Source organism: Rhizobium sp. BK049 (assembly GCF_014193135.1).
GTDB lineage: Bacteria > Pseudomonadota > Alphaproteobacteria > Rhizobiales > Rhizobiaceae > Rhizobium.
In genome coordinates this window covers 77351-89623 of sequence record NZ_JACHYV010000009.1, presented here as the reverse complement: position 1 = coordinate 89623, position 12273 = coordinate 77351, and the positions used below count along the sequence as shown (strand labels likewise).

The following is a 12273-nucleotide window of genomic DNA, read 5'->3' as shown; positions in this document are numbered from 1 at the left end:
CCCGATGTTTACGCGGCGAGATCAGCCCCTCATCCGGCTGCCGCCACCTTCTCCCGGTAAACGGGGCGAAGGGGACGCGCCGCGACCTCTCCGTCCCTCGCCTAGCTCTCGCTTGGCACGTCCCCTCTCCCCGTCAGAACGGGGGGAGTTTTAGGGTGAGGGGCAGCCGTTAGCGCCAACCGGACATCAGTGAGTCAAGCCCGAGGATGGCGGAGAGTGGGGTTGGCCTTGTCGCCAAACCACAGCATCTAACCTGCCAAACTCACTCAGTCATAGAAGCATCAAGGCTCTGGTTCAACGCCAGAACATTGACGGTAGGTTCTCCCAAAAATCCGAGTTCGCGGTCCCGGACGGCGCCGTCGACCAACGCCTTGATCTTCGCCTCGTCGATGTTACGTGCCTTGGCGACGCGCGCCACCTGGAAGTAGGCGGCCTCCGGCGAAATATCAGGATCGAGCCCGCTGCCGGACGCGGTGACGAGGTCGGCCGGCACCTTGGCGTTTGGGTTTGCCGCCTTGGCTGTTTCGTAGTCGCGCTTTACGCGGTCGATCAGTTTCTGGCTGGTCGGGCCGAGGTTCGAGCCGCCGGAGGCGGCGGCATTGTAGCCATCGCCGGCGGCTGAGGGACGGCCGTGGAAATACTTGTCGCTGGTGAACGCCTGGCCGATCAGCCTGGAGCCGATCACCTGACCGTTCTTCTCGATCAGGCTGCCATTCGCCTGGGTCGGGAAGAGCGCCTGGGCCGCTCCCGTCATGGCGAGCGGATAAAGCAGGCCCGTGATGGCTGCAGTGGCAACGATCATAACGACGGCCGGGCGAAGTTCTTTCAACATTGTTCTTAGCTCCTAGAGATGTCAGGCGAGACGGAGGGCCGCGACGGCCATGTCGATCGCCTTGATGCCGATGAAGGGAACCACAATGCCGCCGAGGCCGTAGATCAGCAGGTTGCGTGACAGAAGCGCGCCAGCGCCGATCGGACGGTAACGCACACCCTTCAGCGACAGCGGGATCAGCGCGATGATGATCAACGCGTTGAAGATGATCGCCGAAAGGATGGCGCTCTGCGGAGTCGAAAGCCCCATGATGTTGAGGATGCCGAGCTGCGGGTAGAAGGTCAGGAACATCGCCGGGATGATGGCGAAATACTTGGCGATGTCGTTGGCGATCGAGAAGGTCGTCAGCGCGCCGCGTGTCATTAACAGTTGCTTGCCGATTTCGACGATCTCGATGAGCTTCGTCGGGTCGGAGTCGAGATCGACCATGTTGCCGGCCTCGCGGGCGGCGACGGTGCCGGTGTTCATGGCAACGCCGACGTCGGCCTGGGCCAGCGCCGGGGCATCGTTGGTTCCGTCGCCGCACATGGCGACGAGCTTGCCCTTGGCCTGTTCCTCGCGCATCAGCGCCAGCTTCATCTCGGGTGTTGCCTGGGCAAGGAAGTCGTCGACGCCGGCTTCGGCGGCGATGGCCGCTGCTGTCAGCGGATTGTCGCCTGTTATCATGACGGTGCGGATGCCCATGCGGCGAAGCTCGGTGAAGCGTTCGCGGATGCCGCCCTTGACGATGTCCTTCAGCTGGATGATCCCGAGCAACCTGCCGTCGCGAGCAACGGCGAGCGGCGTGCCGCCTGACTTGGCGACCTCGTCCGATATCGACTGCAGCTCGCGCAACAGCTCGTTGCCATTCTTCGAGGGGGCGTCGCCTTTGACATAGGCGAGCACCGTATCGACCGCGCCTTTGCGGATCGAAGCGCCTTCGAGATCGACGCCGCTCATGCGGGTCTGGGCGGTGAAAGGCACGAAGCTGGCCTTGAGACTCGCCATGTCGCGGCCGCGGATCGCATATTTCTCCTTGGCGAGCACGACGATCGAACGGCCTTCCGGCGTTTCGTCGGCAAGCGAGGCGAGTTGCGCGGCATCAGCGAGCTCCTGTTCGGAAACGCCGCGCACCGGGTGGAAGGCCGTCGCCTGGCGATTGCCGAGCGTGATCGTGCCGGTTTTATCGAGCAGCAGCGTGTCGACGTCGCCGGCCGCTTCGACGGCACGGCCGGACATCGCAAGCACGTTGAAGCGGACGAGCCGGTCCATGCCGGCGATGCCGATCGCCGACAGGAGCGCACCGATCGTCGTCGGGATCAGGGTGACGAAGAGGGCGACGAGCACGATGATCGGGATCGAGCCGCCGGCATAGATGGCAAAGCTCGGGATCGTCGCCGTCGCCAGCACGAAGATCAGCGTCATGCCGGCGAGCAGGATGTTGAGCGCGATCTCGTTCGGCGTCTTCTGGCGCTGCGCGCCCTCGACCAGCGAGATCATCCGGTCGAGGAAGGTGGAGCCGGCCGCCGCGGTGATGCGCACGCGGATCCAGTCGGAGAGCACCTGCGTGCCGCCTGTCACCGCCGAACGGTCGCCGCCGGATTCGCGGATGACAGGAGCGGATTCACCTGTGATCGCCGCTTCGTTGACGGAGGCGACACCTTCGATGACTTCGCCGTCCGAGGGAATGATGTCGCCGGCCTCGACGAGCACGATATCGCCGACCTTGAGGCTGGTGCCCGGCACCATGCGGTAATCGCCGCCGTTGGCTGTCAGCAGCTTGGCCTGGGTTTCGGTGCGCGCCTTGCGCAGCGAATCTGCCTGCGCCTTGCCACGGCCTTCGGCGACGGCCTCGGCGAAATTGGCAAAGAGCACGGTGAACCAGAGCCAGAGATTGATCTGGAACGAGAAACCGAGATTGCCGTTGCCCGCCATGAGATCGCGCAGGAAGAGCACGGTGGTCAGCACTGAAACAGTGGCCACGACAAACATGACGGGATTTCTGGCAAGGGCGCGTGGGTCGAGCTTCTTGAAGGCGGCGCCGACGGCCGGAATAAGGATGCGAGAATCGATGATGCTCGCGGATTTTGCCTGGCTCATAAGAGACTCCAGCTTTGAAACGAGGACGACGAGGAAACCTGGGGATGTGGGTTACGGCATCGCCTCAGAAGGTCTGTCCGGCGATCGCGACGAGGTGTTCGACGATTGGACCGAGGGCCAGCGCCGGGAAGAAGGTCAGGCCGCCGACGATCAGAATCGTGCCGATCAGCAGGCCGACGAAGAGCGGACCGTCGGTCGGAAAGGTGCCTGCCGAGGCCGGAACTGTCTTCTTGGCGGTGAGCGAACCGGCAATGGCGAGCGCCGGGATGATGACCAGGAACCGGCCGGCAAGCATGCCGATGCCGAGTGTCACATTGTACCAGGGCGTGTTGCCTGTAAGACCGCCGAAGGCCGAGCCGTTATTGGCCGCAGCCGAGGTATAGGCATAGAGGATCTCGGAGAAGCCGTGCGGTCCGGGGGTGCCGACCGAGGCGACAGCGGAGGGCAGCACCGTGGCCATGGCGGTAAAAACAAGCATGGCGAGCGGCAGGCAGAGGATGGCGAGAACGGCCATCTTCATTTCTTTCGCCTCGATCTTCTTGCCGAGATATTCCGGCGTACGCCCGACCATCAGCCCGGCGACGAAGACGGCGACGATGATGAACACCAGGATGCCATAGAAGCCGGCGCCGACACCGCCGACAATGATTTCGCCGAGCTGCATGTTGATCAGCGGAATGAGGCCGCCGAGCGCGGTGAAGCTGCCATGCATGGCGTTGACGGCGCCACAGGAGGCGGCGGTGGTGATGACGGCGAAGAGCGAGGACAGCGCGACGCCGAAGCGGACTTCTTTCCCCTCCATATTGCCGCCGGCGAGGCCAAAGCCATGCATCAGCGGATTGCCGGCCGCTTCGGCCCAATACGTGATGCCGACGCCGACGACGAACAGCGCGCCCATCGAGGCCAGAATCGCCCAGCCTTGGCGCTGGTTGCCAACCATGCGGCCGAAGACGTTGGTCAGAGCCGCACCGATCGCGAAGATCGAAACCATCTGGATGAGGTTGGAAATCGCATCGGGATTTTCGAACGGATGGGCCGAATTGGCGTTGAAGAAACCGCCGCCATTGGTGCCGAGCATCTTGATGGCGAGCTGCGAGGCGACCGGGCCGAGCGCGATCGTCTGCTCGCCGCCTTCGAGAGTCGTCGCGTCGACATAGGGCCCGAGCGTCTGCGGTACGCCGAGATAGACGAAGACGAGCGTCAGCACGATGCAGATCGGCAGCAGGATGTAGAGCGTGCCGCGGATCATATCGACCCAGAAATTGCCGATCGCCTTGCCAGACGCCCGTGCGAAGGCACGGATGAAGGCGACGGCGATGGCCATGCCGGTGGCGGCGGAAAGGAAATTCTGCACCGTGAAGCCGGCCATCTGCGTCAGATACGACATGGTGCTTTCGCCGCCGTAGTTCTGCCAGTTGGTATTGGTGGGAAAGCTGACGGCGGTGTTGAAGGAAAGGTCGGGCGGAACAGCGGCCATGCCGGCCGGATTATAGGGCAGAACGCCCTGCAGGCGCATCAACGCGTAGAGGAGGAGGACGCCGAGAAGGTTGAACATTAGCATCGCCAAGGCATAGGAGGTCCAATGCTGCTCCTCGCCTTCGCCGGTGCCGGCCATACGGTAAAGTCCGCGTTCGATCGGGACGAGGACGCGCGAGAGGAACGTTCGCTCGCCATTATAGACGCGCGTCATATAGCCGCCGAGCGGTTTGACGAGCAAAAGGACGATCCCGCAATAGAGCAGGATCTGAAGCCATCCGTTGAGGGTCATGGAGCTAAAACTTTCAATACCCGGCTGGTTCTCGGTCGCGCAGCGCGGCCTCGCAAGCGCCGGTTCAGAAGCGTTCTGGGCGTAAGAGAGCGTAGGTGAGGTAAACGGTGAGAAACACGGTTACGGCGCCGCTCAGGACATAATCGAGGGTCATCGTCGCTTCTCCTTAGAGCTTGTCGCAGGCTGCGACATAGGCAAAGCACAGCGAGAAGAATAGGATCGCTGTGCCGAGCAGAATGGTATCCATCATGATCGTGACTCATGTTGTTCTTGTTGGAGTCAGACAAGACAAAGGGCCGCTGCCGTTGGAGACTGCCTTTTATGCTTTCTGGCGTGGAGAGGATCCTTCGATCTCTCGGGCACCAATATGGAGCCGGAGCGCATAAAGGTTCGAGACGGCCGAAACCGCATCAATATAAAAATCTTATAAATGCTTTCAGGCGGCTGCAGCGGGAACGAGAGCAGGGCGCGATCTTGAAATTCAAGGGTCGACCCGGAACTGGTAGCGGCCTTCGGCGCTGCGGCCGTCCATCGAGAGGACGCGCCAGTCGAGGGTATAGAGGCCGGGCGCCATTGCGGGATCGAGAGGGATCTTGAATATGGATCCTTCGGGGCCGGAGAGGAACGGCTTGCCGAGGGGGAGCGCCCTGCCTTGGGCATCGAGCAAGGTGGCGGTCGAGCGGGCAAGATCGACGGGACCGCTGAAGGTAAGCTCGACATTGGCCGGCACGAGTTCTTCTTCCTGCTGCTGCGAGGGCAGTGATGCTTGTTCGAGGGCCGCGGCCGCCTGGTTGCCGGCGAAAAGAAGGGATGCGAACAGGCAGAATGACACGACCGACTTCATGATGGCCTTCCTATATTGCCGAGCCATTGGCGCCGGGAGCCGTCATGCTCCCGCCACGCCGTGCGGGCTGCATGCTATCAACGCTGCCGGGGGCGATTTCGATCCCGCGTCCGCAGAATGACACGCATTGGCTGCCCCGGGTTGTCTCTGCGAAGGGCGGCGTTCAAATCGGCCACCAGTCTGCGCCAGAATTTTCGAAGCGGTCTAAGCATCCTCTGGGAAAGCCGGCTTCCGCCGACATTGTCGTTATCATGCTTCATCACTTGTCGCCTTCCCGCCTTGCCGTGGCTCACGAGTAAGACTGTACCGCGCGCTGTGCTCTTCCGGAATCATACGGAGGTTTATCGGCGCTTATCTTTCGGGCTACGCATATGAGCATTTCGTCGCGTGGTGGGCAAAAGCTTACTCAGCGGTTGAATCGAAGCGCCCTGCGGTCTTATAGTCGCCTCAACGGCACCTCTGAATCTTCAGGGCCATAGGGAAGGAAACCGACAATGACCAAAGTCCGTGCGCTGGTGCTGGAGCGCCAGCATGAGCTTGCGTTGCGCGATATCGATCTGCCGCTGGAGACAGGGCCAGGGCAGGTGAGGATCAAGATTCATACTGTCGGCGTCTGCGGTTCGGACGTTCATTATTACACCCACGGCAAGATCGGCCCGTTCGTCGTCAACGCGCCGATGGTGCTCGGCCATGAGGCGGCCGGCACGGTGGTCGAGGTCGGGGCCGGTGTGACACATCTGAAAATCGGCGACCGTGTCTGCATGGAGCCCGGCATTCCCGATCCGAACTCGAAGGCGAGCAGGCTCGGCATGTACAATATCGATCCTGCCGTCAGCTTCTGGGCGACACCGCCAATCCATGGCGTACTGACGCCCGAAGTGGTGCATCCGGCCAATTATACTTTCAAGCTGCCCGACAATGTCAGCTTCGCGGAAGGCGCGATGGTTGAACCCTTTGCCGTCGGCATGCAGGCGGCAGCCAAGGCGAAGATTGCGCCCGGCGATACTGCCGTCGTGCTCGGCGCCGGGCCGATCGGCACGATGGTCGCGATTGCCGCTCTTGCCGGCGGCTGCGCTCGCGCGATCGTTGCCGATCTCGCCCAGCCGAAGCTCGATATATCCGCGCAATATCAGGGTGTCATCCCGGTCAACATCCGCGAGAAGAACCTGGCCGAAGAGGTCGGTCGGCTGACCGACGGCTGGGGTGCGGATGTCGTCTTCGAATGCTCCGGGTCGCCGAAGGCCTGGGAGACGATCGTGGCGCTGCCGCGCCCGGGCGGTGTCATCGTCGCCGTCGGCCTGCCGGTGAACCCGATCGGCTTCGACGTCTCGATGGCCTCCACCAAGGAAATCCGCATCGAAACGGTGTTCCGCTATGCTCACCAATATGAGCGGTCGATCGCATTGCTCGGTTCGGGCCGGGTCGATCTGAAGCCGCTGATCTCCGAGACGTTCAAGTTCGAAGATTCGGTCAAGGCATTCGACCGCGCCGTCGAGGCCCGGCCGAGCGACGTGAAGCTGCAGATCGTTATGGAATAGCCGCCGCAGCGCCTTTACGGATGCCTGCCGCTTGGTTTCATCCTGCGAAAGAATAGAGCCGCGGCTGCGACGACAGCGGCGGCCGCGACGGCGATCAGCAGATGCCGGTGCAGGGGAAGGTGGCCCAGTATCTGCTGGATGCCGTTGCCGAACAGATAACCGAGTGCTGTGAAGAGCTGCCCCCACACCAGAGCGGCTACCGCATTCAGGATGACGAATTTACCGGTTGTTATCCGCGTCGTGCCAATGACGATCGGGCTGATCGTGCGCAAGCCGACGAGAAAACGGAACGCCAGGATGAAGCCGGTCTGATATTTTTCCAGCAGCCGTGTCGCACGGGCGAGCGCGGGTCGTTCCATCAGCCGGCGGACGGGAGCCCATTGCCCAGCATAGCGGCCGGCGAAGAACCAGAACTGATCGCCGGCGAAGGAGCCTGCGACGGCCGCGAGCGACGCCGACCAATAGGACAGCAGCCCGCGGTGGGAAATCACGCCGCCGAGAAAAGCCGCGGTTTCGCCCTCGAAGGCGGCGCCCAGAAAGATCGCCAGCAGGCCATAATTTTCGATCAGCAGTTCGATGGACACGCGTTCCTGGCCTTAAACCGGCTTCAAATCCCCAAGCAGTGTCGGAATCAGCTCCGACACTGTCGGATGGATCGGCACCGACCATTTCAGCGCGGGATAGGTGGTTCCGGCATTCATTGCATCGATCAGGCCGTGGATCACCTCGTCGCCTTCGATGCCGAGGATCGCCGCGCCGAGGATCTCTTTGGTCTCGGCATCGGCAATCACCTTCATGAAGCCCTTGGTCTCGCCGCGTTCATTGGCGCGTCCGACGCGGCTCATCGGCCGGGTCGAGACCATGATCCTGCGGCCGGAGGCGCGCGCCTGCTTCTCCGTCATGCCGACGCGACCGAGCGGCGGGTCGATATAGAGCGCATAGGCCGGGATGCGGCTCGAGACCTTGCGGTCCTCACCGTCAAGCAGATTGGCGGCGGCAATCTCGAAATCATTATAGGACGTATGCGTAAAGGCGCCGCGACCATTGCAGTCGCCGAGCGCGAAGATGCCCTCGACATTGGTGGCTAGCTTGTCGTCGACGGTGATATAGCCGCGCTTGTCGGTCGCCACGCCGGCGGCACCGAGGCCGAGGTCGTCGGTATTCGGTTGGCGGCCGGTGGCGATCAGAACATGGCTTGCTTCAATCTTCGCCGCGCCGGCGGTGACGCTCACTCCGCTGCCGTTTCGGGCAAAGGCGATGTCGCCGGCGTCGGTGTGGACTGCAATGCCTTCGGAACGGAGGATGTCGGCGATCGCGTCCGATATATCCTCGTCCTCGCGTGATGCGAGCTTCGGGCCGTGCTCGACGACGCTGACTTCGGCGCCGAAGCGGCGATACATCTGCGCGAATTCCAGCCCGATATAGCTGCCGCCGATCACCGCAAGGTGCCGCGGCAGCGTGTCAAGATGAATGATCGACGTGCTGGTGAGATAGTCGATATCGTCGATACCTGGCAGTTCGGGGATGACGGGCCGCGCGCCGACATTGAGGAAAATGCGCGGCGCCGTCAGTGTCTCGCCATTGACGCGGATGGTTTTCGCATCCTCGAAACGGGCATGGCCGTAGATCACGCTCATGCCCTCCATGCTGTCAAACCAGCCGATCAGGCCGTTGCGGGCATTCATCGTCACCGTTTCCGCCCGGGCTCTCACCACGTTCATGTCGATAGCGATTTCGCCGGGGATATTGACACCGTAGGCGGCGCCACTTCTTGCGACATGGGCAGCGCGGGCGCTGGCGACCAGCGTCTTGGTCGGCATGCAGCCGGCATTGACGCAGGTGCCGCCCAGAAATTTGCGTTCGATCAGCGCTACCTTCATGCCCTTTTCGACCATGCGGGCGGCGAGGAACGGGCCGGCCTGGCCGGCGCCGATAACGATGGCGTCGAAGCTCTTCATGACACGGCTCCCACGATTAATAGAGCGCCGACAACGGCAACGGCATCCTCGATGAGGGCGGCCGGCAGATCCTTGCCGAAGGCGGCGGCAAGCCTTTTGCGCAGGGCGGCGCCGCCATAGGTGCCGATGACGGCGCCGATCACCCCGGCGATCAGCCCGCCGAAAAGCAGGCTGCTCGCCGCGCCGATGGTGGCGCCGGCAAGTGCTCCGGTGACGATGCGGGCGGAGAACTGCACCGGTACCTTGCGCGACGGCGTCGACGGCAGCTGGTCGGTGATGAGTTCAACGATCGCGAGAAGGGTGAAAATCCAAGGCGTCCACCGGTAGCCCATGAAGGCAAGCGGCGTCTGCGACACGTCGAACCAGCCGAGCGCGGCGCCCCAGGCGACGGCAGCGGGCGCGGTCATGGCGCGAAGGCCAGAGATGACACCGATCACCAATGCAAGAAGCAGAAACATGCGCGATCCCCTCATTGCCGGCCGTGTGCCGCAGCCAGGGAAGGTCGCACATTGTCAGGCGCGTGGCAATTCGCCTGCGCTGACCGGCGCCGGGCAACTTAGTTCGCAAAGGCGGCGATGCCGGTAATTGCCCGACCAATGATCAGCGCGTGGATGTCGTGCGTGCCCTCATAGGTGTTGACGACTTCGAGGTTGACGAGATGGCGGGCGATGCCGAATTCGTCGGAGATGCCGTTGCCGCCGAGCATGTCGCGGGAAGCACGCGCGATCTCCAGCGCCTTGCCGCAGCTGTTGCGCTTGAGGATCGAGGTCAGCTCCACCGGCGGATGGCCTTCCTCCTTCATCCGGCCGAGCCGCAGGCAGCCCTGAAGGCCGAGCGCGATTTCCGCCGCCATGTCGGCGAGTTTCTTCTGGATCAGCTGGTTGGCGGCGAGCGGCCGGCCGAACTGCTTGCGCTCCAGCGTATATTGCCGGGCCCTTGCATAACAATCCTCGGCCGCACCAAGTGCGCCCCAGGCAATGCCGAAGCGGGCCGAGTTCAGGCAGGTGAACGGCCCCTTGAGGCCGGTGACGCCGGGCAGCAGGTTTTCCTCGGGCACGAAGACCCCATCCATCACCACTTCGCCCGTGATCGAGGCGCGCAACCCGACCTTGCCATGGATGGCAGGCGCCGAAAGCCCTTTCCAGCCCTTTTCGAGGATGAAGCCACGGATGAGGCCGTCCTCGGTCTTTGCCCAGACGACGAAGACATCGGCGATCGGCGCATTCGAGATCCAGGTCTTCGAGCCGGTCAGGCTGTAGCCGCCGTCGACCTTCTTGGCGCGCGTCGCCATCGAGCCGGGGTCGGAGCCATGATCGGGCTCGGTCAAGCCGAAGCAGCCGATCCATTCGCCGGCCGCTAGCTTCGGCAGGTATTTTAGTTTCTGTGCCTCTGAGCCGAAGGTTTCGATCGGCACCATGACCAGCGAGGACTGCACGCTCATCATCGAACGGTAGCCGCTGTCGACCCTTTCGACCTCGCGAGCGATCAGGCCGTAGGCCACATAACCTAAGCCTGCGCCGCCATAATCGGGCGAAATCGTCGGGCCGAGCAGGCCGAGTTCGCCCATCTCCCGGAAGATGGCTGGATCGGTCTTTTCATTGCGAAAGGCGTCGAGAACGCGGGGAGCGAGTTTTTGCTGCGCATAGGCATGGGCGGTGTCCTGCACCATGCGCTCCTCGTTGGTCAGCTGCTCCACCAGCCGGAATGGGTCCGCCCAGTCGAAAACCTCGCGCGTATGCTGCATGGCGGCGTCTCCTCACCATTCATCAGGCTTGCCTTCAAACTGGCCATAGACCCCCCGGCCGATGGCGTCAACAGCGGGCGCTCGCGTCGAAAAGGCGATCCGCGCCATCTTTTCAAACGCCGCGGCATGATCCACTTTGCCCGCGTTCGATTCTGGAATGAGGAGGCGGAAATGTCGTCAAGCGATCTGTTCGTATCGGCCGAAGGTGCCCAATGGGTCAATCCGGAGCCCGGCGTCACCAGGCGCATCATGACCTATCTGCCCGAGATGATGATGGTGGAAGTGGCGTTCGAAAGCGGCGCCATCGGAGCTGCCCATTCGCATCCGCACATCCAGGCAAGCTATGTCGCCGAAGGCAGCTTCGAGGTGACGATCGATGGCCGCACTGAACTGCTGCGGCAGGGTGGCAGCTTCATCGTGCCGCCCAATCTCGTCCATGGCGTCAAGGCACTGGAAAAGGGCCGGCTGATCGATACCTTCACGCCGCACCGGGCAGAGTTTCTCAAGTAATCACGTTTCGGATTCTGGTTGGCGCGGGGCGTTGGCGACAAAAGGCGGCACGAAGCGCGCATCTTCGCCGCGCACGGCCTCTCGCAGAAAGTCGATAACGGCCCGCACACGCGGCGCCTGTTTCAGGTCGCGATGGCAGGTAATCCAGTAATGGCGCTTGAGGTCGATCTCCTCGGGCAGCACGCGCACGAGTTCGGGATAACGGCTGGCGAAGAAATAGGGCAGGATGCACAGGCCGAGGCCGTTTCGGGTGGCGGTGAGCTGCGCGAAAATGCTGGAGCTCTGGAACTGCGGTTTGATGCGCGGATGCACATCGCTGAGATAATCCAGCCCCGGCGCAAAAATCATTTCCTCGATATAGCTAACGAAGGGATGCTGAAGCAGATCTTCGCGGCTGGTGATATCAGCCGCCTTTGCCAGATAGTCGCGCGAGCCGTAGATCTGCAGGTGATAGTCGGTCAGCTTTTCAGCGTAATAAGGCCCGCCTTTCGGCTCGTCGAGCACAACGGAAAGATCGGCCTCCTTGCGCGACAGCGACATGATCTGCTGGATTGTCACCAGCTCGAGCGAAAGATGCGGATGCTGGGCGGCAAAGCGCGGCAGCACGGTGGCGAAGAAGAAATTGGCAAAGCCCTCGGGCGCGCTGAGGCGCACCAGGCCGCGCTGCGCCATCGAGCCATCGGCAAGGTCGGCGCGCAGCCGCTCGGTCTCCTGCTCCATCCGCTCGGCCGTCTCGATGAAACGCGTGCCCATGGCAGTCAGCACGTAACCGCGCGGATTGCGCTCGAACAGCTTGACCTTGAGGGTAAATTCCAGCCGGTCGATACGTCGCGAAACGGTGGCATGGCTGGAGCGCAACTGCCGGGCCGCCGTCGAGAGCTGTCCGGTACGGGCGACCGCTAGAAAAAACTGAAGATCATCCCAAGTAAACTGCGGTGGATTGGTCATCGCCGTCCCTATCTGTTCAAAAACGAACAGATACTGTTTGGAATTAGTTGTA

Annotated in this window: 12 protein-coding genes; 2 read left to right on the top strand and 10 right to left on the bottom strand. The window is 62.4% G+C overall.

The window, feature by feature from the left end; translation table 11 throughout:
• Positions 1-262: 262 nt before the first annotated feature.
• The 5 genes from kdpC to FHT70_RS11995 form a co-directional block, all read right to left on the bottom strand.
• Positions 263-832 (bottom strand): potassium-transporting ATPase subunit KdpC, encoded by a 570-nt coding sequence (gene kdpC, locus FHT70_RS12015; protein WP_183701256.1) that lies wholly within the window; start codon positions 830-832, stop codon positions 263-265.
• Positions 833-853: 21 nt separating this feature from the next.
• Positions 854-2911 (bottom strand): potassium-transporting ATPase subunit KdpB, encoded by a 2058-nt coding sequence (kdpB, locus tag FHT70_RS12010; RefSeq protein WP_097600834.1) that lies wholly within the window; start codon positions 2909-2911, stop codon positions 854-856.
• A gap of 64 nt (positions 2912-2975) precedes the next feature.
• Positions 2976-4679 (bottom strand): potassium-transporting ATPase subunit KdpA, encoded by a 1704-nt coding sequence (gene kdpA / locus FHT70_RS12005; protein ID WP_183701253.1) that lies wholly within the window; start codon positions 4677-4679, stop codon positions 2976-2978.
• A gap of 64 nt (positions 4680-4743) precedes the next feature.
• Entirely contained in the window at positions 4744-4833 is a 90-nt protein-coding gene (locus FHT70_RS12000) for a K(+)-transporting ATPase subunit F (protein WP_003547774.1), read from the bottom strand.
• A gap of 327 nt (positions 4834-5160) precedes the next feature.
• Positions 5161-5523, bottom strand: a complete 363-nt coding sequence (locus FHT70_RS11995) for a copper resistance protein CopC (protein WP_085781067.1) — start codon at positions 5521-5523, stop codon at positions 5161-5163.
• Positions 5524-6017: 494 nt separating this feature from the next.
• Here FHT70_RS11995 and FHT70_RS11990 point away from each other — a divergent pair, with 494 nt between their 5' ends.
• Positions 6018-7061 carry an NAD(P)-dependent alcohol dehydrogenase gene (locus FHT70_RS11990; RefSeq protein ID WP_183701250.1) on the top strand — a complete coding sequence of 348 codons (1044 nt, stop codon included), beginning with the start codon at positions 6018-6020 and terminating at the stop codon, positions 7059-7061.
• 14 nt (positions 7062-7075) lie between these two features.
• Here FHT70_RS11990 and FHT70_RS11985 read toward each other — a convergent pair whose 3' ends face one another.
• The 4 genes from FHT70_RS11985 to FHT70_RS11970 form a co-directional block, all read right to left on the bottom strand.
• Positions 7076-7645: a DedA family protein gene (locus tag FHT70_RS11985; RefSeq protein ID WP_183701248.1), complete on the bottom strand. Its 570-nt coding sequence runs from the start codon at positions 7643-7645 to the stop codon at positions 7076-7078.
• A gap of 12 nt (positions 7646-7657) precedes the next feature.
• A complete protein-coding gene (locus FHT70_RS11980) occupies positions 7658-9019 on the bottom strand; it encodes an FAD-containing oxidoreductase (RefSeq protein WP_183701246.1) in 1362 nt (453 codons plus the stop codon).
• Positions 9016-9477: a DUF4126 family protein gene (locus tag FHT70_RS11975; RefSeq protein WP_183701243.1), complete on the bottom strand. Its 462-nt coding sequence runs from the start codon at positions 9475-9477 to the stop codon at positions 9016-9018. The genes FHT70_RS11980 and FHT70_RS11975 overlap by 4 nt, the downstream gene beginning before the upstream one ends.
• 98 nt (positions 9478-9575) lie before the next feature.
• Positions 9576-10763 carry an acyl-CoA dehydrogenase gene (locus tag FHT70_RS11970; protein ID WP_183701240.1) on the bottom strand — a complete coding sequence of 396 codons (1188 nt, stop codon included), beginning with the start codon at positions 10761-10763 and terminating at the stop codon, positions 9576-9578.
• Positions 10764-10934: 171 nt separating this feature from the next.
• Here FHT70_RS11970 and FHT70_RS11965 point away from each other — a divergent pair, with 171 nt between their 5' ends.
• Positions 10935-11273, top strand: coding sequence for a cupin domain-containing protein (locus FHT70_RS11965; protein ID WP_183701237.1), 339 nt, complete (start codon positions 10935-10937; stop codon positions 11271-11273).
• Here FHT70_RS11965 and FHT70_RS11960 read toward each other — a convergent pair whose 3' ends face one another.
• Positions 11274-12221: a LysR family transcriptional regulator gene (locus FHT70_RS11960; protein ID WP_183701234.1), complete on the bottom strand. Its 948-nt coding sequence runs from the start codon at positions 12219-12221 to the stop codon at positions 11274-11276. It abuts the gene before it with no gap.
• Positions 12222-12273 lie beyond the last annotated feature (52 nt).